General features: G+C 24.9%; 16 protein-coding genes. 13 read left to right on the top strand and 3 right to left on the bottom strand.

Annotated features, from left to right (window positions below):
• Positions 1-324: 324 nt before the first annotated feature.
• The 7 genes from HMPREF1092_RS13765 to HMPREF1092_RS13730 all read left to right on the top strand — a co-directional run bounded on the left by HMPREF1092_RS13765 (position 325) and on the right by HMPREF1092_RS13730 (position 11,255).
• A complete protein-coding gene (locus tag HMPREF1092_RS13765; RefSeq protein WP_002599271.1) occupies positions 325-1,368 on the top strand; it encodes an aldose epimerase family protein in 1,044 nt (347 codons plus the stop codon).
• Positions 1,369-1,503: 135 nt separating this feature from the next.
• Positions 1,504-2,523, top strand: coding sequence for a LacI family DNA-binding transcriptional regulator (locus HMPREF1092_RS13760; RefSeq protein WP_002599270.1), 1,020 nt, complete (start codon positions 1,504-1,506; stop codon positions 2,521-2,523).
• Positions 2,524-2,768: 245 nt separating this feature from the next.
• The gene (locus HMPREF1092_RS13755; protein WP_207637646.1) at positions 2,769-3,938 is read left to right on the top strand and encodes a galactokinase; all 1,170 of its coding nucleotides are present in this window, start codon (positions 2,769-2,771) and stop codon (positions 3,936-3,938) included.
• 12 nt (positions 3,939-3,950) lie between these two features.
• On the top strand, positions 3,951-5,465 hold the full coding sequence (gene galT, locus HMPREF1092_RS13750) for a UDP-glucose--hexose-1-phosphate uridylyltransferase (RefSeq protein ID WP_002599268.1): 1,515 nt from the start codon (positions 3,951-3,953) through the stop codon (positions 5,463-5,465).
• 38 nt (positions 5,466-5,503) lie between these two features.
• Positions 5,504-6,670 carry an MFS transporter gene (locus HMPREF1092_RS13745; protein ID WP_002599267.1) on the top strand — a complete coding sequence of 389 codons (1,167 nt, stop codon included), beginning with the start codon at positions 5,504-5,506 and terminating at the stop codon, positions 6,668-6,670.
• A 130-nt stretch (positions 6,671-6,800) separates the two neighbouring features.
• Entirely contained in the window at positions 6,801-9,827 is a 3,027-nt protein-coding gene (gene lacZ / locus HMPREF1092_RS13740) for a beta-galactosidase, LacZ type (protein WP_002599266.1), read from the top strand.
• A gap of 981 nt (positions 9,828-10,808) precedes the next feature.
• Positions 10,809-11,255, top strand: coding sequence for a GNAT family N-acetyltransferase (locus HMPREF1092_RS13730; RefSeq protein WP_002599264.1), 447 nt, complete (start codon positions 10,809-10,811; stop codon positions 11,253-11,255).
• 251 nt (positions 11,256-11,506) lie between these two features.
• Here HMPREF1092_RS13730 and hdcB read toward each other — a convergent pair whose 3' ends face one another.
• From hdcB to hdcC, 3 genes are all read right to left on the bottom strand, one after another.
• The gene (hdcB, locus tag HMPREF1092_RS13725) at positions 11,507-12,031 is read right to left on the bottom strand and encodes a histidine decarboxylase maturation protein HdcB (protein ID WP_002599263.1); all 525 of its coding nucleotides are present in this window, start codon (positions 12,029-12,031) and stop codon (positions 11,507-11,509) included.
• 22 nt (positions 12,032-12,053) lie between these two features.
• On the bottom strand, positions 12,054-12,989 hold the full coding sequence (gene hdcA, locus HMPREF1092_RS13720) for a histidine decarboxylase, pyruvoyl type (RefSeq protein WP_002599262.1): 936 nt from the start codon (positions 12,987-12,989) through the stop codon (positions 12,054-12,056).
• Positions 12,990-13,465: 476 nt separating this feature from the next.
• Positions 13,466-14,923, bottom strand: coding sequence for a histidine-histamine antiporter (gene hdcC / locus HMPREF1092_RS13715; protein ID WP_002599261.1), 1,458 nt, complete (start codon positions 14,921-14,923; stop codon positions 13,466-13,468).
• A 1,667-nt stretch (positions 14,924-16,590) separates the two neighbouring features.
• On the opposite strand from hdcC, the gene HMPREF1092_RS13710 reads away from it, so the two are divergent.
• The 6 genes from HMPREF1092_RS13710 (at position 16,591) to HMPREF1092_RS13685 (ending at position 21,327) form a co-directional block, all read left to right on the top strand.
• The gene (locus HMPREF1092_RS13710) at positions 16,591-16,899 is read left to right on the top strand and encodes a DUF6718 family protein (RefSeq protein WP_002599259.1); all 309 of its coding nucleotides are present in this window, start codon (positions 16,591-16,593) and stop codon (positions 16,897-16,899) included.
• Positions 16,900-17,008: 109 nt separating this feature from the next.
• Complete coding sequence (locus HMPREF1092_RS13705) at positions 17,009-17,236, top strand: ribbon-helix-helix protein, CopG family (protein WP_040414397.1); 228 nt, start codon at positions 17,009-17,011, stop codon at positions 17,234-17,236.
• 456 nt (positions 17,237-17,692) lie between these two features.
• Positions 17,693-17,854, top strand: a complete 162-nt coding sequence (locus HMPREF1092_RS17280) for a hypothetical protein (RefSeq protein ID WP_207637638.1) — start codon at positions 17,693-17,695, stop codon at positions 17,852-17,854.
• Between the two features lie 119 nt (positions 17,855-17,973).
• Positions 17,974-18,648 carry a hypothetical protein gene (locus HMPREF1092_RS13695; protein ID WP_002599255.1) on the top strand — a complete coding sequence of 225 codons (675 nt, stop codon included), beginning with the start codon at positions 17,974-17,976 and terminating at the stop codon, positions 18,646-18,648.
• A gap of 110 nt (positions 18,649-18,758) precedes the next feature.
• The gene (locus HMPREF1092_RS13690) at positions 18,759-19,007 is read left to right on the top strand and encodes a hypothetical protein (RefSeq protein WP_002599254.1); all 249 of its coding nucleotides are present in this window, start codon (positions 18,759-18,761) and stop codon (positions 19,005-19,007) included.
• Positions 19,008-20,409: 1,402 nt separating this feature from the next.
• On the top strand, positions 20,410-21,327 hold the full coding sequence (locus HMPREF1092_RS13685; protein WP_002599253.1) for a tyrosine-type recombinase/integrase: 918 nt from the start codon (positions 20,410-20,412) through the stop codon (positions 21,325-21,327).
• Positions 21,328-21,403: the final 76 nt, after the last annotated feature.

The raw sequence follows: 21,403 nt of genomic DNA, 5'->3' as shown, positions 1-21,403 counted from the left end.
AAGAAAGAATCCATTATGAATTAAGCTTGTAATGGATTTTTTTGAGCTTTAGATTTAATGAATTAGGAAATACAAACATTGAAAATATATTATAATTAAATATTTTTAATCATAATTTTTGATACCATACTATAAAATAGTGTGGTATTATTTATATTATTACAAGTATTTGGAAATTAAGAGAGGTATGATTATGTGGAAATGAAAAAATAAATTTTAAATTAGGCACAATTGATATAGTTTAGAAATAATTAACAATTATTTGATATTATTTTTTTGGTAAATAAAATTGTAAATAATTACTTTAAAAGGAGGAAATAAAAAATGAAGTTAAAAAGGGAATCAATAGGAAATTTAGGGAATGAAGAAATAATAAAATATAGTGTTGATAATGAAAAAGGTCTTAAGGTATCCATATTAAATTTAGGGGCAACTATAACTGAAATAAAAACAATAGATAGAAATGGAGAGTTTGGGCATATAGTTTTAAGTTATGAAGATGAAAAAAATTATATAGAAAATCCTTCTTATTATGGTGCAACTGTAGGAAGAACAGCAGGAAGAATTGATAAAGGAAGATTTACTTTAAATGACAACGAATACATTCTTAATAAGAATTATGGAGTGAATAGTGGACATGGTGGAAGTGTTGGATTTAATAAAAAGATTTGGAATGTAAATGCTATAGAAACAGAAGAAAAGATAACTTTAGAGTTTAGCTATTTATCAAAGGATTTAGAAGAGGGATATCCAGGAAATTTAGAGATTAAGGTTTCTTATGAGATTACTGAGGATAATAAGTTAATATTTAAAATACAAGGAGTTTCAGACAAGGATACTTTAATGAATATAACTAATCATTGTTATTTTAACTTATCAGGAGATTATAAAGAAGATATATTAAATCATACTTTAAAGATGAATTGTGATAGATTTTTAGCTATTGATGAAAATGGGGGAGTGACAGGAGAAATTATTCCTGTTAATAATACAGAGTTTGATTTTATAGAGGAAAAAAAGATTGGACAAGATATAGAAGGATCATCTAAACAAATGAAGCTTGGATATGGATATGATCATCCATTTATGTTTAATGAAAATGAAAAAGGGAATGTAGAACTTTATGATGAAAAAAGCGGTAGATATATGAAAGTAACTACAGAATATCCTTGTGTTGTAGTATATAGTCAAAACTTTATAGATGGCTTAGTTTTAAAAGAAGGCAAAGAAACAAAAAAGAGAAATGGTATTTGCTTAGAGGTTCAATATCCACCAATAGGATATAATGAATCATTTAAAGAGTTTTCTATTTTAAAAGCTCATGAAATATTTAATAAAGAAACTATATATGAATTTGGAGTAAAGTAAAAAGAGGATTTATAGTATAAAATATGTAGTTAAATTATTTAAGTAAAAAAGTTATATTTTTTACTAAAACATTGAAACAAATCTTCCTTATATGATAGTATTTAAAGTAATAAAGAATATAAAGGAATGTGATTTATGGCAACATTAAAAGAAATAGCAGAAGTTGTAGGGGTGTCTATTGCAACTGTATCAAGAGTTTTAAATCATGATGATAAGATTTCAGTTTCAGATACAACAAAAATGAATATATTTGAGACAGCAGAAAAGTTAAATTATAAGACATTAAAAAATAAAAAAGAAGGCTTAGTTAAAGACGTTAAAAAAATAAAAATTGGAATTATTGAAATGTGCAGTATAACAGAGCAATTAGAGGACCCATATTATTTATTACTTAAAAAAGTGATTGAAAAAGAATGCTTTGAAAATAATTTAAGCACCATTAGTATTTACATAAAAGAAGGTGTATATAAATTTATTGGTGATGAAGAGATTGATGGAGTGATTGCAATAGGAAAATTTAATGATGAAGATGTGGACTTAATGGAGAAATTATCTAAAAATATAATTTTTGTAGATTCTTCACCAAGAGACACTCATGATTCTGTAAAGATTAATTTTAAAAGTGGAACTCTTAAAGCATTAGAATATTTATGGGAATTAGGTCACAAGAATATTGGATATGTTGGAAGTATAAAAACTTTAAATGATAAGAAAGAAAAAGAAATAGATGAAAGATATAGTATTTATTTAGAGTATATGAAGAAAAATAATGCATATAGAGAAGAAAATGTATTAGATACAAATGAAATGACAGCATTACTTGGATATGAAAAGATAAAAGGCTTTTTAAAGAGTAAAAAAGAAATTCCAACAGCATTTTTTGTAGGGAATGATACTGTAGTAACAGGTGTTTTAAAGGCTTTATCAGAAGAAGGTATTCGAGTTCCTGAAGATGTAAGTATTGTTGGATTTAATGATATTGTTGGAGCAAGACACACAACACCACCATTAACAACAGTAAGTGCACATATTGAATATTTAGCTGATGCTGCAATTGACTTATTGTTAGAGAGGATAGATAAAAAAAGAGAATATCCAAAAGAAGTTCTTATAGCAAGTAGATTAGTAGTTAGAGAAACAGTAAAAAAAATTTAAAATTTTAAAATAAAAAAACTCCTTTTTAGGAGTTTTTTTTATTTAAATTGTATTCTAATTCCCATATTAAGTGCTTATAAATAAAGTAAAACAAATTTTAGTAAAAGCAAAAGTAAAAAATAAAACAAATTTTAGTAAAAAAATAAAAATATTTTTACTAAAAATGTTTACATTGAAGAAAAAATATAATATCCTATGGATATAGGATATATTGTAAAAATAAAAATTATTTGGAACAAGGAGGAATAGAAATGAAAAATAAAATGATAGAAATGTTTAAAAATATTTACTCAGATTGTGAAGGGGTAAGAGTATTCTTTTCACCAGGAAGAGTTAACTTAATAGGAGAGCACACAGATTATAATGGTGGGAATGTATTTCCATGTTCACTAAGCTTTGGAACTTATGGAGCAATAAGAACTAGAGAAGATAATTTAGTTAGAGTTTATTCAGAGAACTTCAAAGATTTAGGAATAATAGAATTTAATATAGAGAATTTAAAAAATGAAAAAGAACATGATTGGGCAAACTATCTAAAAGGTGTTTTAGATGTATTGGACAAGCATGGTTATAAAATAAAAAATGGATTTGAAATGGTTGTTTACGGAAATATTCCAAATGGAGCTGGGCTTTCATCATCAGCATCATTAGAATTATTAATGGCAGTTATGATGAATGAAATCCACAAGCTTAATATTGATAGAGTTGAGTTGGTTAAGTATTGCCAAGAAGCAGAAAATAAATTTATTGGAGTTAACTGTGGAATAATGGATCAGTTTGCTATTGGAATGGGAAAAGAAGATTCAGCAATATTGTTAGATTGCAATACATTAAAATATAACTATTATCCAATTGTTTTAAAAGATGAAGTAATAATTATAGGTAATACAAATAAAAGAAGAGGTCTTGGAGATTCAAAATATAATGAAAGAAGAAGTGAATGTGAAAAGGCTTTAGAAGAATTACAAACAGAACTTTCTATTTCATCACTTGGAAAGTTAACAGAAGAAGAATTTGAAGAGCATAAACATTTAATAAAAAGTGATATAAGAAGAAAAAGAGCTAAACATGCTGTTTATGAAAATAGAAGAACTTTAAAAGCAGCAGCAGAGCTTGAAAAAGGAAATTTAAATGAGTTTGGAAAGCTTATGAATCAATCACATATATCACTAAGAGATGATTATGAGGTTACAGGAATCGAATTAGACACAATAGTTGATTTAGCTTGGAATTTTGAAGGAACTATTGGAGCGAGAATGACTGGTGCAGGCTTTGGTGGTTGTGCAGTATTTATAGTAAAAGCATATAAAAAAGATGAATTTATAGATTTTGTTTCTAAAGGATATAAAGAAAAAATAGGATATGATGCAGAGTTCTATATAGCAAATATAGGAACTAGAACAACAGAAATTTAAGGGAGTATATTTATGGATATATACAAAGAGATTGAAAGATTAGTTCAATATGGATTAAAAAAAGAATTATTTGAAGAAGAGGACAAGATATTTATAAGGAATTCTTTAATAGCTTTATTTAATTTAGATGAATATAAAGAAGTAAAAACAGAAGATGAAGACTTAGATTCACCAACAGAAATATTAGATAATCTATTAAACTATGCTTTTGAACAGGGCATTTTAGAGTGGAACACATCAGTATATAGAGATTTATTAGACACCAAAATAATGGGAGTTTTAATGCCAAGACCATCTGAAGTAACTAGAGAATTTTATTTTAAATATAGCAAAGATAAAAAAGAAGCTACAGATTATTTTTATAATTTAAGCAAAGCTTGTAATTATATAAGAACAGATAGAATATCTAAAAATATTACTTGGAAATCAGAAACTGAGTATGGAGACTTAGATATAACTATAAATTTATCTAAGCCAGAAAAAGACCCAAAAGCAATAGCTGCTGCAAAAAATTTAAAGGCATCATCTTATCCAAGCTGCTTACTTTGCAAAGAAAATGTAGGTTATAGTGGAAGAGTAAATCATCCTGCAAGACAGAATCTAAGAGTTATAGAGATAGATTTAAAGAATGAACAATGGTATATGCAATATTCACCCTATTCATATTATAGCGAACACAGTATAATTTTCTCTGGCAAACATGTTCCTATGGTTATAGATAAAGACACTTTTGATAGAGGATTAGAGTTTGTAGAAAAGTTTCCACATTATTTTTTAGGGTCAAATGCTGATTTACCTATTGTAGGAGGATCTATTTTATCTCATGATCATTATCAAGGTGGAAGATATGAGTTTGCTATGGATAGAGCTAAAGATGTTAAGAAGTTTAGTATTGATGGATATGATGATATAGAATTATCAATAATTAAATGGCCATTAACTGTAATTAGAATGAAGAGTAAAGATAGAAATAGATTGAGTGAATTAGCTGAAAAGATATTAAAACATTGGAGAGAATATTCTGATGAAAAAGTTGAAATATTGGCTTTTTCAGGTGATATACCTCATAACACAATAACTCCAATAATAAGGAGAAGAGGAGAACTTTTTGAATTAGATTTAGTATTAAGAAATAATAGAACAAATGAAAAACATCCAGATGGAATATTCCATCCACATAAAGAGCTTCATCATATAAAGAAAGAAAATATTGGCTTGATTGAAGTTTTAGGGTTAGCAGTTCTTCCAGCAAGATTAAAAGATGAGCTTCAAGAAATAAAAGATTATATTTTAAATAAAGAAAAATATAAAGATAAAATAACAGATACTTTAAAAATTCATTTAGATTGGATAGAAGAAATAGAAGAAAGAAACACTTTTACAAAGAAAAATATAGATGATTTAATCCAAAAAGAAGTTGGAGAAGTATTTGCTAAAGTTCTAGAACATTGTGGTGTATTTAAATGGGATAATGCTGGAAGAGAAGCATTAGACAGATATATTAGTGATTTAAAATTAAAAATTTAGAATAATTCTACTATTTGAAGAGAGGACTGATTTAACAAATGAAAAATCAAAATAATAAACTAGTACCTATTTTAATTTCATTACCTGCTATAGGATTAGGATTAGCCTGGAATATGAATAGTACCGTAGTACCATTAATTGTAGCTACTGTAACTAAATCTTCATTTCTACTTGGGTTATTAGTTTCTATGGCATCATTTACAGGATTATTTGCTCCGTATATTTCAGGAACCCTAAGTGATAGAGTAGGAAAAAGAAAACCTTTTGTTTTAGTTGGTTCATTATCCGGAGCTATTTTCTTGTTTTTATTGGGATATTCCTCATTTTATTTTGAAATGTTTATTTTTGCTTTTTTATTTTATTTATCAATGAACTTTTATCAAGGAGTTTATTATGCATGGGTACCAGAAGCAGTTGAAAAAAATGCAATTGGACTAGCTACAGGATTTAGAACATCTTTTTATTTTATTGGTGGAATTATAGTGTTTGCTTCTGGAGTTATTCTATTTAATATAAATCCTGCATTACCACTTATTGTATCAGGAATTGTTGTAATAGTAACAAACTTAATAACTGTTGCCTTTGTAAAAGAAGATAGCAATCATTTAGTAAAATCAACTGTAAAAATTAGTTTTGATTTTATAAAAAATAAATCAGCAATGAAAGTATTCATGACTGCATTCTTTTTATATTTATCATACGGATTTATTATGCCATATTGGATACAATATTATGAAAAAATGAATGGATTTACAAGTAATGAAATAAGTACAGCTTTAACTGGAATGACTTTAATGGGGCTTATATTTTCAATTCTTATAGGAAAACTATGTGATAGATACAATAAACAATTAATTTTATTTATCTCATGTACAATTTGGTTAATTGGATTTATTGTTGGAGCATTTGTTATGAATTTAAGTATGTTGTGGGCATTTACATTAATTTTTGGATTAGCTTGTGCTATGTTTAGTGTAGTATTTTATGTTTTAATTCCAGCTGTTGCACCTAAAGATAGATTAGGAGAATATATGGGAATAAATAATATATTTATAAGTCTTCCACAGATTATAGGAAATCTTATAGCAGGAAAATTAATAACAAATAATGCTTATTTAATATTTCCATGTTGTATTATTTTTATAATTATAGCTATATTAATATGTTCCATAGGTAAAATTAAGCTTAATGATAACAAAATATAGATATAAAAAAGATTGATTAAGAAAGAATCTATTAGATTTTTATAGAGTTTTAATTAAGCATATGTTAATTATGTATATCCTTCTGTAAAGGTTAACAAGAAATGAAAAGATATTAAAAGGAGATGTTTTTATGAATAATATTTCAAGATTAGATTGGTTAGAAAACCCAGAAGTTTTTAAGATAAATAGAATAGATGCACATTCAGACCATTTATATTATGAAAAAGAGGATGATATAGCATTAGGTTATGATATGCCTCTTAGACAATATTTAAATGGAAAATGGAAATTTTCATATGCAATAAATCAAGATAAAAGAATAAAAGATTTTTATAAAGAAAGTTTTAATTGCGAAAATTTTAATGAGATAGATGTTCCAGGACATATACAACTTCAAGGATATGACAATGTGCAATATATAAATACATTATATCCTTGGGATGGAAGAGAAGAGCTTAGACCACCTCATATTTCTAAGGAATATAATCCTGTAGGTAGTTATATTAAATATTTTGAGTTGAAAAATGAATTAAAGAATAAAAAAGTATTTATATCATTTCAAGGAGTAGAAACAGCCTTTTATCTTTGGTTAAATGGAGAGTTTATAGGATATAGTGAAGATTCATTTACACCATCAGAATTTGAATTAACAAAATATCTAAAAGATGGGGAAAATAAATTAGCAGTTGAAGTATATAAGAGAAGCAGTGCTAGTTGGCTTGAAGATCAAGATTTTTGGAGATTTTCAGGAATATTTAGAGATGTTTATTTATATGCAACTCCAAAATGCCATGTTAAGGATTTATTTGTAAAACAAGATTTAGATGATACTTATAAAAATGGTAAGCTAGAAGTTAATATCAAATTAGATGCTTTAGAAAAATGTATAGTTAAGGCATATCTAAAAGATAAAGATGAAAAAATTATATTTAAATTTAATGAAGTAGAAGGAAATGAGAATATAATATTTAATGAAGTAATAAAAAACGTTAATTTATGGAGTGCAGAGAATCCTTATCTTTATACTTTATATATTGAAATTTTGGATGAGAAAAATAATTTAATAGAGATAATTCCTCAAAAAATAGGATTTAGAAAGTTCGAATTAAAAAATAAAATAATGCATTTAAATGGAAAAAGGATTCTATTTAAAGGTGTTAATAGACATGAATTTAGTTGTAAAACTGGACGAGCTATAAGCAAAGAAGACATGATTTGGGATATCAAATTTATAAAACAAAATAATATAAATGCAGTTAGAACTTCTCATTATCCAAATCAAAGTTATTTTTATGATTTATGTGACGAATATGGAATTTATTTAATAGATGAGGCTAATTTAGAAAGTCATGGTTCATGGATGAAACTAGGAAAGTGTGAACCTAGCTGGAATATACCAGGTTCATTACCAGAGTGGAGAGAGGTAGTTGTAGATAGAGCTGAATCTATGTTTCAAAGAGATAAAAATCACCCATCTATTCTTATGTGGTCTTGTGGAAATGAGTCATATGCTGGAACAAATATTTTAGAAATGGCAAATTATTTTCATAAAAATGATGATACTCGTTTAGTTCATTATGAGGGAGTATTCTGGAATAGAGAGTTTAATGAAATAAGTGATATAGAAAGTAGGATGTATGCAAAGCCACATGAGATAGAAGAATATTTAAATAATAATCCTGAAAAGCCTTATATTAATTGTGAGTATACTCATGCTATGGGAAATTCTTGTGGAGGAATGAATTTATATTCAGAACTTGAAGATAAATATTTAATGTATCAAGGTGGCTTCATATGGGATTATATAGACCAAGCTATAGAAACAACTGATGATAATGGAAATAAAATTTTAGCTTATGGTGGAGATTTTGATGATAGAGCAACAGACTATTGTTTCTGTACAAATGGAATTATATATGCAGACAGAACTCCATCACCAAAGGTTCAAGAAGTTAAATATCTTTATTCAAATGTTAAAATAGATATAGATAAGAATGGAATTGTTATAAAAAATAATAATTTATTTATAACTACAGAGGATTATGATTTTATAATATCTTTAGAAAAAGAAGGAGAAAAATTACTTGAAAAAACTATAAAAGTAATTGTTAATCCACAAGAAAAGAAAATTATAGATTTTAAATATCCAGAGCTTAAAGAAAATGGAGAATATATATTAAATGTTTCTATGGTATTAAATAAGGATACTATATGGACAAATAAAGGACATGAAGTGACTTTTGGACAATATGTATTTAATATAAATGAGTTTAAAAAAGAGGAAATTATTAAAAAAGGCGAATTTAAAGTTATTCATGGAGATGGAAATATAGGAGTTAAAGGTAATAATTTTTACTTTATGTTCTCTATGCAAGAAGGTGGAATAGTCTCTTTATGTTATGATGGAAAAGAATATATAACAAGAACACCTAAAATATCTTATTTTAGAGCTACAACAGATAATGACAAAGGAAATATGCATAATTTTAGATGTGCACAATGGCAAATAGCAGGAGCAAACCAAAAACTTATAGATTTTAAAGTAGAAGAAAAAGAAAATGAAGCAATATTAACATATATATTTGAATTACCAACTGCTATACCAACTAATAATGTCATTAAATATACTGTAAAAAGATGTGGAGATATAGATGTAAATATAAATTATAAAGGAGTAGAAGGTTTATCTGAAATTCCTTTACTTTCTATGGATTTTAAGCTAAAGAGAGAGTTTAATAATTTTAAATATTATGGATATGGTCCAGAGGAAAACTATATAGATAGAAGTCAAGGAGCAAGACTTGGAGTATTTAAGAGTACAGCCAAAGAAAATATGTCAAGATATTTAATTCCTCAAGAATGCGGAAATAGAATGAATGTAAGATGGGCAGAAGTAACTAATAATAATGGAGATGGATTGAAATTTAAATTTAAAAATAATCCATTTGAATTAAGTTTATTACCATATAGTGCTTATGAAATAGAAAATGCTATGCATATTTACGAATTACCTAATATAAATTATACTTGGGTTCGTATAATTGCTAAACAAATGGGTGTTGGTGGTGATGATAGCTGGGGTGCACCAGTACATGATGAATTCTTAATTCCATCTAATAAAGATATAGAATTTGATTTTACTATATCAAGGATTTAAAACTTTTGAAGTAATAAAGAGAGTTTAATTACTTTCTTTATTGATTTAACTATAACTTATGGTAGTGGAAATAAAATAGACTTCACACGGGAGATTACTATTATTTTTATTAACTATAGTTGTATTTAAGGGAATAAGACTAACTCTTTTACAATGTGCTGTCGCTAGTACAAGATTATTTGATTATGTTTTACAAAGATATTAATATATTAAGGGAAAACTCTATTGTTTTAATAGAGTTTTTTTCTTTAGTTTATATATGAAATATCATATAATATTATATGTAATATTTTACATATAAGGAGATGATTTATGAAATTAAGTCAAAAATGTACTGTTTTTAATATAATTAAATTTTTATGTTTTGCAGGTATTGTTATAGTATCCTTTGGAAATACAGAAATGTCTTTTAAAAATTATATAATAACAAAAGATATTCGTGAAATTTATATAATATTTTCTATAATAATTTCTTTTTTTATTGGTAATTTATTTATAAAATTTCCACTAAAAAAGAAAATATTAGTTTTTATAATTACTATGTTAGTGTTATATTTTATTATGAAATTTAGAATTTTATTTATGGGTATAAGTTTATGTACTATTTATATGTATATATCTTTTGAACTGAGTATAATATATTTTATTGACTTTTTTACAAAGGAAGCTAAATTATTTTATATTGTATTAGTATCACTAAATTTTTTAATTTTAATTTTTATTTGTGTAGTTCTAACAATGAAACCATTAGTTTAATAAATTGTATTTAGTGGTTTTCAGACAAAATAGAATTATAGATTGATTATCTATAGGGTGTTAAGGAGTTGCTAGTTTAATATTTAAATATATTAATTTATATATTTATAAAAATAAATATATTTAGTCGATTATAGCTATTACATAGATATTCTTAATAAATTTTTTTAAAATTTTATTTAATATATGATATTAAGTGATGTATATACTTAGGGGGATTTTTTAATGATAAAAATAGAAAGTTTAAATGACATTAACAATAAGGATATAAATGAAATATTAGATACATGGGAATCATCAGTAAGAGCAACACATGACTTTTTAAGTGAAGATGATATAATATCAATAAAACCTCAAGTTATAGAAGGAGTTAAATATGTTAGCAAACTTTTATGCGTAAGAGATAAAAAAGATACTATAAAAGCTTTTATGGGAATACATGATTTTAAAATTGAAATGTTATTTGTAAGTAATGAGAGTAGAGGAAAAGGAATTGGCAAAAAACTTATAGACTATGCAATAGAAGTTTTAAATGTAAATTATGTAGATGTAAATGAACAAAACCCACAAGCAATAGGATTTTATAAACACATGGGATTTCAAGTTTTTAAAAAGTCAGAGTTTGATGAACAAGGTAATCCATTCCCTATATTACATATGAAGTTAAAATAATAATACAAATAATAATATATTACTAAGATAAAATTAAATATTAAATTAAGAAAATACCGTATTATTCAGAAAAATATACGGTATTTTTTCATGAGCAATTCAAATATATAATAAAAAGAAATGATTAAAGAGGAGAAAAAATAAAAGGTCTTTTAAATAAGAACTTTTTAATATTAATATATCTTAAAAACAAATAAATATTTACAAAGAACAAAGCTATAATTTACTTTATCCTTTGTAAATATCAATTATTACTTCCCAGCTTTAGGATAAACTGGATTAGCATCATCATATTGATAATGACTGATATTACCATCTTGCATCCAACGACGTAGACGATCAACTTCTTCTGCATGGTCTGGATCTAATAATTGAGGAAATTCACCTCTAATAGTATTGTCATAATTCGCACTATTAATTTTTTTTGGCTTTACATCTTGAACAAAATCATATGCACGACCAAAAATAATATTATCAAGAACCCACTCATTACCTGATTTAAAGCCAATCTTTAACTTTCCATTAGGTGTACCTTTTGATGCACATGCATAATTAACAGATTCCTTAGTAACTTCATTGATTACATCAGAATAAATTTTATAAACCTTATGAATAGAGGTAACATACATAGCTAAGCTATTATTTTCTTCATTAATAACGATTTGTGATATTTTTTCATCAAGTTTAGAAATATACAATCCAAATAATTTTTGATATAGCTTATTTGGAACACGCTTTTCAAATCGAATATTATTTATCTTTGATACTTCCTCCATGCAACAATACCTCCATTATCTATTAGTACTTAATTTTTCCATCTATAGTTAGAGATTTATATCCCATTTTATCTAGCCATTCTGGCATAGTTAGATTTTCCATTATTTCCATGTCCTTATCTAGTGTAAGAATTGATCCTCCTGGTATAGAATCAACAGGTAATGTAACATAAGGAGCAACAGTAATAGCATTACCAATTTGACCAGGTTCCATCATTGTATAAGCGAAACCAATCCAAGATTCTTTAAATGATGTATTAGCATCTTCACCACATTCAGCAATAGATTTTGCAATTGCTCTACGACGACTGTCTAAGAATTCAATAAGTTCATCTTCATTAGGAGTTTCCCAAACACCAGAATCTTCAATAAACATATTAGAATTTTTAGCAGGATCTTTAGCAAATGAAATTGCAATAGCAGACCAAACTCCATAACCTTGACCAGGCTTCATATCAGCATCATTTTTTGGACGTTCTGCTGTAACACCTTTGTTAGCACAAACAATAAATGAACCAGGTGCTGGATAATGTCTACGATCATCTCTAGTACCAAAATATTCAACAAGTGCATCTTGTAAAGGCTTTGCATCATAAATTGGTAAATCACTACCATCCCATTGTTTTACAGTGAAAAGTGGTTTAGCTTCATCAACTTCTGGATTTCTTAAAATGTCATAACCAATAACATGTCCTTGTGGACCAGTAAAGCTTGAAGCAGTTGTCATATTAATTTGTCCAATATATGCATTTTTTGTTTCAGCACGATCATATGAAACAATTCCATCTAAAACATCATCATCAGTTTTATCTCTAACACCAGCATCAACTTTTAAACCAGTAACATATCCATTACCAAGATTTCCAGGTTCCATATAACCACGTGTCCATTGTTTATATGGATTAATAGCAATACGGTCTACTCCAAGTTTATTTAATTTTATATCTAATTCACTCATATCAAAAACCTCCGTTAATTAAATTTAAATAATGTAAATTAAGAAGGCGCCATCTGTATTCTTACAAGACAAGTGTATTCTTAATAAATTTGCTATTCAAGCAACTACTTTATAGTGGTAAATTAGTAAATAAATAAAATTATTGAATAAAAAGTTAATATATGTATAAAATAACCTTTATATTCATAATAAATATAATTTTTTTTATATTATAAAAAGGTTTGATAATATTAAAAAAATTTTAATCAATTTCTAAATATACTATTAATTAACAATAAATTACTAATGGTAAAAATTTTTTATTAAAATCAAAATCTTTTAAACTATATAAAATTTAAATATTAACTATATAAAATTTTTCTAAATTAAGAAATAAATAAACTATTTGTTTTAAATTAGTGAAGTTTTTAGAAGTTATTAAAAAAATAAGCTTAGTAGAAAATTAAAATTTTCTACTAAGCTTATTTAAAAATTTATTACTTAATTAAAGCGAAAATACCATAAATTGCGACTAATACAATTATAACGGCAAATATAATTTCGCCTTTACTAAATATTTTTTTACCATGTTGTTTTCTAGCTAATATATAAATTGGAATTCCGATAGCATAGAAAATAAATGAAATGAATGTATATTTAATTTGTGCAGAATATGCCATGAAAATAATATACAAAAATGCAAGGATACCAATTGCTAATGCACTTTTCCTGCTATGTTTTGTATTCACAGCAAAATCATTACTATCTTTATTTTTACTAATTTTAATTAAATACATTGCTGAAAATAAGTATGGTGGAATAGTCATAACCCCAACAATAGTTAAAAGCATTTGGTAAGCACTACTATCAAAATGGGCAATTAGAATAACTGCTTCAATTACAATAGTTGCTATAATAATTGAGAATGCAGGAACACCTTTTTTAGAGATTTTAGCAAAAGCTCTAGGGAATGAACCTTCATCTGCAGCAGCATGTTGAGGAAGTTCAGCTAACATTTGAATCCATGAAATCCAACTTGAAAAAACAGCAAATAACAATGCAACAGTTATTACATCACGTCCAAGAGTACTATGCCATAAATTCATAAGAATATATGCAGTAGATGGTGAAGTCATATTAGTTAATTCGCCATATGAATATACACCAAGTGAAAGCATACCTACAGCAGCAAACATTACTAAGCAAACAATAAAACCTATAATTGTTGCTTTAGATACTTGTCTTACATCTTTTGCTTTACCAGACATAACAACAGCACCTTCAATACCTCCAAATAACCATAATGTAACCATCATAGTATTCATAACTTGGTGCATAATGCTTCCCATAGGTTTATCTTGTAAAGATGGAAGAGCCCTAGTTGCTGCTGCATTAGCAGTAAATGTGTGTAAATTAAAATGGAATAGAACAGTTGCTAAGAATACAAAAACTACTGCAAGCATAAAAGCTGTAGCAACTTTTTGTATTCCACTTGAAATTTTTACACCTTGAAGAACTAAAGCAGTAATTAACCAAGTAATAATAGATGCACCTATAACTGCTGGCCAGTTATTACCACCAGTGAAAACACCTGGGAAAAAATAATTTAATGTACTCATAACTAAAACTGCATATGCAGCATTTGCAGCACATTCACAAATAAAGTAAGCCCAAGCAGTAAAAAATCCACTAAATGGTCCAAAACCAACTTCAGCATATTTATATAATCCAGCGGTTAAATTTGGTTTAACATCACTAAGAATAACGAACATTTTTGCAATAAACCAAATACCTATACCAGTAATAATCCAAGATATAAACTGAGCTGTAACCCCAGCTTCCATAGACATATTTTTAGGTAAATCAAAGACTCCTGACCCAACCATAGCACTAATACAAAGTGCAATAAGTCCAACTAATCCAAGTTTACCTGCTTTTGATTTATCTTCTTCCATAGTAAAATCTTCCCTTCAAAAAATAATCTATGTAAGAATTAAGATGACTGCCTTTACATATTATTCTACACCTTGATTTTAAACAAGTCCATATTTACATTCATTTACATAGTTTAATAAACAATTATTAGGTTATAGGAATAAGTATAGTAATAGTTTTTGTGATAATTATAATAATTTGTAGTTCGATTATTTATAATAAAAAATATAAAAATAATATAGATAACAAAGGTACTAAAATAGAGGTTAAGAAGAACGAAAAAAAGTTAATCCAATATCTAATATTCAAAAGCCAAAGATGTTAACCGAAAAGAACTAGGTAAAAAGAAGCTACTGAAGAATGGAAATTAAATTTGCACTTAATATTAACACAGACAATATTATATATAATAGTAATAACTATATATGTATTTGTAGAAGTTTTAGTGAAGAATAAATTAATAATAAATCAAAATATAGTAATTAAGTTAAATAGTTCAGGTAAAATTAGATTAAATTTTAATATAACTATATGATGTACATATATTTAAAATCAAAAAATAAAAAGATTTCCTATTAGCATTGCTTGAAATGTTAAGGACTATATGGGGGAACTTCTATTAGCTCTTGGTTTTTATTTAATATTATATATTCTTTTATTTATTAATTTTTTTATTCTACTATACTATTTTAGTTTGTTTATTCTATATAGGATACCAAGTTTTTGGCGTTTGATGTAGTTGCAGTCAAAAATTTATAAATTACTATGTAAGGCAAAAAGAAATTAATTTAAGAAATCTAGAATTAAAGGGATAAGAGGGATTTTGAGAGGTTTAAAAATGGTTGAAAAAATGAAAAAATTCAAGCCTTACAATTAGAAGAGAATGTAAAACAAAAGTTGATTTAAAGAAAATTGCAAAAAATAAAGGGCTTACAATGAGTGAATTAATAAATGAATATGTTGTAGATATAATTGAAAGAGAAAAATTTAAAAAGTATAGTGAGAGCAATTAGAAAAAAAGTTATTACTTTTGAGGAAAATTTAAGAAAGTTTAAGAATAAGTTTGGGTGATTATAAAAAAAAAGAAAACTATAAAGCAATTTATAGTTTTCTTTTTTTTGTCAAAATAATTAAAGATAGTATTTAATAAAATATAAAAAATAATTCAATTAAAATAAGTTGTATCATAAAAACTCCTTATTATATTTTTTTTATATAGTTAAATTTCAATAGAGAATATCGTGTTAAAAATATAAATATTAAAATCTCTCCACCCATAGTTAATTCATATTGATATGGAATAGAAAGAATAATAATATGCGGTAAGCAGATAAGTATAAGAAATATTCAGAAAATTTTTAATAAAAAATGTTCAAGTTTATAGAAAGAAGCATCTATTACTTGATATTTAGATGAATTAAAAAGAATAGAATCGTATTTTTTAGGAAAAATCAAATTTTTAAGAAATATAACAAGAAAAAGAATCGTAATTATAATATTACTATACATAATAATTGGATTGCCTCCTTAAAAAATTGTTATAATTAAATTGTAAAAAAATACTTTAATTCCATTATAATATATATAAGAGGGATGTATACGGAAAAATATTATATAAGCAAAGTGCAAAATATTTGGGAAAAGAAATAACTTTAGATGATGTTAAATAAAAAGGTGGTGATATGTAATGGAAGCTATTATTTTAAGAAAAGCTGATATGATAGGTTCATTTGGTTATAATGGTATATTGAAAAACTTAGAAGAATTAGATGAAAAAGCATTAGGGACTGGAATAGAAATAGTAATAGTTAATAATATAGAATATTATAAGGAATATTATCCAGTTGAATATTTAGAAAATGAAGAAGAATTTATAAAAAAATTCAATGAATTGTATCAGAATTCGGAAAAGTTAAATGTAACAGAATATATTTTAAATAAAATAGAAAAATATAAAAATGATTTAAATAACTCCAAAATATATGGAATAAAATAGAGGGAAAATGAGTGTAATTACAGAATATTTTATAATTACACTTAATTTTTTATGTAATGGCAAATAAAAAAGTGTAATTACATTAAAGAAAAGGTGTAATGACAATAACATGAGTAAAAAAGAATTGATACAGTTTAGAATAAAATCAGAAGATAAAAAGAGAATTAAAGAAATAGCTGAAAAGCAAGGAAAATCAATAAGTGAATTACTTTGTAATTACATAAATGAGATAATAGAAAAAGACTATACTAAAGAAAAATATCAAGAACAATTAGATAAAAGAGTTATAACTACAGAGGGAAAATTGATAAATTTAAAGGAGAAAATTGGATGGTGATAAAAGGATGAGATTATTATAAAACCAAAATGTAAGATTAGGGAGTGGAGAAGTTATATTATCAATGAATTTATTTGTTTTTGCAATGTTAAGGTTTAAATAATTAAAAATGAAGTTTATTTATAGGGATAAATTTAAGTAAAGGTAAATAAAGAGTTACTTATTTTTATGATATAATATATTAAATAGGGGGAGAGATTTATGAATAAATCAAATGTTTTTGAAAAAGAAGAAAAAGTTTTATGTGCAAATTGTGGTAAAGATTTAATGTTAGACCCAGAGATGTCTATGGTATAAATTGTTGATGATATAATTACAAAGAAGATTATTAGAATTGTGCCTTGTTGAAAGGGGGAATGTGATAATCTTTTAAAGCTTAGATTAGAAGAAAATGAATCAGATGTATGGAAAGATTTATCAGAGTTTATTAATCCTATATTATATTTAAAACATATAATGAGTGTTTTGAATAATATGTATGCTGGTATTGGATTTGCAAATGAAGAAGCTTTTGAAGAATATAAATCATTAGTTATAATATGTTACCCATATGTGACAAGGGATATGACTGAAGAAGAAACTAAAAGTTGTGAAATGAGTTTTATGTTTCCATTTTAAGTAAATAAGTTTAAAAACAGATTGGATAGTTTCTAATCTGTTTTTTTTTTTAGATTATTAAAAGGTTGAAAATTGAGGAAAAAAATTAAGAAATTTCAATATGAAAGTTGGTAAATTAAATGAGTGACAATTTAAAAATAAAATTAGATAATGTAAGTAAAGTAGCAATTACTATTATAGGGTTACTATTAATATTATTAAATTATAACGAAGAAAGAAAAATAATGTTTTTAACAGCATTATTTTTTATAATATGTTTAATTAGAGAATTTTTAAAAAAAGATATTATGTCTTTTTTTAAAAAAACATTAGAAATAAATGTTTTATTAATTCCAATAACTTTAAGTATATATAAGCCTATAATAAAATTGTTATTGAATAAAACACAAAGCTTAGACATAGTAAATATTTTTATTGTTATTGGTGTCTTAGTATATATAATTTATTTAGTAATAGTTCCTGAAATAATAATGAAGTTAAAATCAGAATTTAATAAAAAAATAGTATTAGGATGTATAGATAGTATAGTAACTATAATTTTTAATGTTATTATGATTAGTTTATTTGGTGTTATGATGGGATATATAATTAAAAATACTATAACACAATTTTTTGAAAATTATATAAGTGGTTTTTTAGTGAAATTTTCATTTATATATATTTTCTATGTAGCATTTTCATATGTAATGATAAATGGGAAACTGATTAAAGAAAAAAAGCGATCAATTCATAAAAATATTAGTGAAAGCGTTTATAATTTTAGTAATGATAACTCCAATAATAAATTTCTTTAATAAAGAGATTGCATTATATGCATTCAATCCAATAATAATTTGTTTTATTTATTCAAGTAAATTTGGATTTTTAATATAAAATATAATATTAAATAAAGGAAGTGATGATTATGGCAAAAATCTTAAATATTAAGAAAAAACAAGATATGACTAAAAAACGTTATATTGTTGAATTTGAATTAGAAAATAGAAATATAGCAGAGTTTTTTGCGGCATCATATTTAATGTCAATTAGAATTGAAAGTAGGCTTGCTGATTTATATTCTAAAAAACAATATCTTTATCTTGATACACCAAATAAAGATATTACTATCAAATTAGCTAAATTATTAAAAGAGGAGATAGAAAAGAAAAATTGAAATGATAAAAAATTTTGCTAAAATACTCTAATGCGAAATTTATATTAAAAAAATTCAATAAATATAGAAAAAATACCGATTGGAGCACTCGAAAGAGTGCTTTTTTTTATTGCCTAAATGAGAATTTAAAGAAAGAATAAATAATTTAATTGAGAATGTAACTAAAATATAATTTTATTTTATAAATTTTTCACAGAATAGAAAAAACTTTTTGCTTGGAAAGTAGCATATTTCTTATGAGAGAAAATTTAAAATAAATAGTTTTACTAATTAATTAAATGAAAAAGTATATTAAAAATTAATTTGTAACTAAAAGGCTTATTTATTTTACTATTTAGTTACTAAATGTTTAAAAATAATTGCAAAAGTGATTAAAAAATCTACATATTATACTTATAGACTTTTTTTGCTTTATTAATTTAAATGCAAATCAAAATATCTTAAATGATAAAAAATATAGAAACTCATTAAATTGAGATTAGAAGGAATTAAAAAAAGAAAATTAAAGAAATAAAGTAATCTGTAAAACAGAATAGGAGAAATTAAATTAAAAAAATATTTTTTAGTAATTTTATTGATTAATAAATATAAATTTTTAATTGAACTGTAAGAACTTATATTTTTATTTAATATAAGATTCAAATTGAAAAATTTGAATTTAAATTTACTTAAACTGCTGTTGTAGACAGCTCTTATAGCAAATTTAAAAATTTATTTTAATAAAAGATAATTGAACTAAAAAATTAAAGAATAATAAAGAATAAACTTAAATGTTTAGAATGAATTAATTAAAAAAAGAAAAAAATTAAATTAAGTTTATTGGGACAACTAACTTAATTTAAAAGAATACAATTTTTATATTAAATTTTATAAAAAAATTGGGAAAAGCTTTAACTTATTTAATATTTAAAATTGTATAAAAAACGAAAAAAACACTTAGAATGCTTTTAGGAACTTTGAGTGTAACTAGAATGTGTAAAAGCATTCTAAAAAAGCATTGTATGCTAATAATGCATACAGCGAAGCGAAATGAGTTATTAGCATAATAAAGTATGCTTTAGCATATGAGCGAATGCGAATATGTAAAAGCATAAATCTAGTTATAAATAATAACTGTATAGGCACACAAAATTATCTAGTCGGCGGGCTGATATGAGGGTGCAATTAGTTTGTAGAAGTAAGTAAATATAATTTCTATCAAACTGTTATTCAAATCACGCAATATTTTTATTTTATCTTTATGTCTTGTCGCCATTAAGTGGAGATACGAAAGTGGATGTTAATGATGGACAAGTAATAGATAAATTTGTAAAATATATCCAAATTGAATTGAAGTAAAGCAAAAGCACAGATAAATAAAGTAAAAACATCTAAAAAATTTTTGAGAAAGGAGAACGTAATAATGGCTAAAAAAAGAAGTATAAAGAGTCAATTTCATTATGCGATTACTAAAAATTTTAAAGAAGGAGTTAAAAAGAGAGATTACAAGATAGAGAATGGACAAGATATGGATAATAAAGTATTTAGCTATCAGGAGCTATATAGATTAAAAGATGTTGCAAGAGATATAAATAATTTTTTAAGAGAGAATGAAATGGAAAGAAGAGGTGTAAGAGATATAAAATCAGAAGATATAAATAAATTTTTAGACTCTAAAAAATATGATTGTACTCAACAAACTATAAATAGCTATAAGAATAGTATCTATAAATTACAGGAAGTAGTAAATAAGACTTATAATCTTAATGTCAAATGGAGAGAGGATATAGAAGTACCTAAAAGTATAAAAGCTATTAAAAGTAAAGAGAGAGGTGTTAAAGCAGTAATAAGCAATGAAGACTATAAAAAAATAATTGAATATGCAGAAAAAAACAAGTGTCAAAGTGCTTATGTAATAATTTTAGAGAAAGAGATTGGGGTAAGAGTTAACGAGGTAGTAAATATAAAAAAAGAAAATATAGATTTAGAAAGAAAAGAAATTTTGTTCAAAAATACAAAGGGTGGAAAAAAGATAGTTAAGAAAATAAAAAATATAAATTTAGTAAAAGAAATACTTGATAAAAACTATAGTTCAAATGCTTTATTTAGTATAAAAGCAAGTAGCGTAAATCGTTATTTAAATAGAGTTCAAGATAAATTAGGTTTAGGAAGAAACTCTTTTCATAATTTAAGAAGAAACTATGCTCAAAATTTTTATGATAACAAATTAAAAGAAGGATTAAGTGAAGAGAAGGCTTTACTAGAAATCAGTAAGCAGCTTAATCACAGAACTAAGAGAGAAAGGCTTATGGAGGAAAGTTATATCAAAAGACAAAAATAAAAAATATAGTATATAGAATATTATATATTAAAATAAAAAGTAACAGAATAAAAAACAGATAAAATCAAAAAAGAAA

Origin of the sequence: Clostridium thermobutyricum (genome assembly GCF_000371465.1) — a bacterium.
In the GTDB taxonomy this organism is placed as follows: Bacteria; Bacillota; Clostridia; order Clostridiales; family Clostridiaceae; genus Clostridium; species Clostridium thermobutyricum.
This window is presented reverse-complemented; position numbering and strand designations above follow the sequence as displayed.

What these genes read in the sequence shown, in the direction of transcription:
- HMPREF1092_RS13710 (WP_002599259.1), top strand. Translation starts at nt 16,591, where the DNA reads ATGGAAGCTATTATTTTAAGAAAAGCTGATATGATAGGTTCATTTGGT.
- HMPREF1092_RS13730 (WP_002599264.1), top strand. Translation starts at nt 10,809, where the DNA reads ATGATAAAAATAGAAAGTTTAAATGACATTAACAATAAGGATATAAAT.
- HMPREF1092_RS17280 (WP_207637638.1), top strand. Translation starts at nt 17,693, where the DNA reads ATGAGTGTTTTGAATAATATGTATGCTGGTATTGGATTTGCAAATGAA.
- HMPREF1092_RS13695 (WP_002599255.1), top strand. Translation starts at nt 17,974, where the DNA reads ATGAGTGACAATTTAAAAATAAAATTAGATAATGTAAGTAAAGTAGCA.
- HMPREF1092_RS13760 (WP_002599270.1), top strand. Translation starts at nt 1,504, where the DNA reads ATGGCAACATTAAAAGAAATAGCAGAAGTTGTAGGGGTGTCTATTGCA.
- HMPREF1092_RS13765 (WP_002599271.1), top strand. Translation starts at nt 325, where the DNA reads ATGAAGTTAAAAAGGGAATCAATAGGAAATTTAGGGAATGAAGAAATA.
- HMPREF1092_RS13685 (WP_002599253.1), top strand. Translation starts at nt 20,410, where the DNA reads ATGGCTAAAAAAAGAAGTATAAAGAGTCAATTTCATTATGCGATTACT.
- hdcC (WP_002599261.1), bottom strand. Translation starts at nt 14,923, where the DNA reads ATGGAAGAAGATAAATCAAAAGCAGGTAAACTTGGATTAGTTGGACTT.
- HMPREF1092_RS13745 (WP_002599267.1), top strand. Translation starts at nt 5,504, where the DNA reads ATGAAAAATCAAAATAATAAACTAGTACCTATTTTAATTTCATTACCT.
- lacZ (WP_002599266.1), top strand. Translation starts at nt 6,801, where the DNA reads ATGAATAATATTTCAAGATTAGATTGGTTAGAAAACCCAGAAGTTTTT.
- HMPREF1092_RS13690 (WP_002599254.1), top strand. Translation starts at nt 18,759, where the DNA reads ATGGCAAAAATCTTAAATATTAAGAAAAAACAAGATATGACTAAAAAA.
- galT (WP_002599268.1), top strand. Translation starts at nt 3,951, where the DNA reads ATGGATATATACAAAGAGATTGAAAGATTAGTTCAATATGGATTAAAA.
- HMPREF1092_RS13705 (WP_040414397.1), top strand. Translation starts at nt 17,009, where the DNA reads ATGAGTAAAAAAGAATTGATACAGTTTAGAATAAAATCAGAAGATAAA.
- hdcA (WP_002599262.1), bottom strand. Translation starts at nt 12,989, where the DNA reads ATGAGTGAATTAGATATAAAATTAAATAAACTTGGAGTAGACCGTATT.
- hdcB (WP_002599263.1), bottom strand. Translation starts at nt 12,031, where the DNA reads ATGGAGGAAGTATCAAAGATAAATAATATTCGATTTGAAAAGCGTGTT.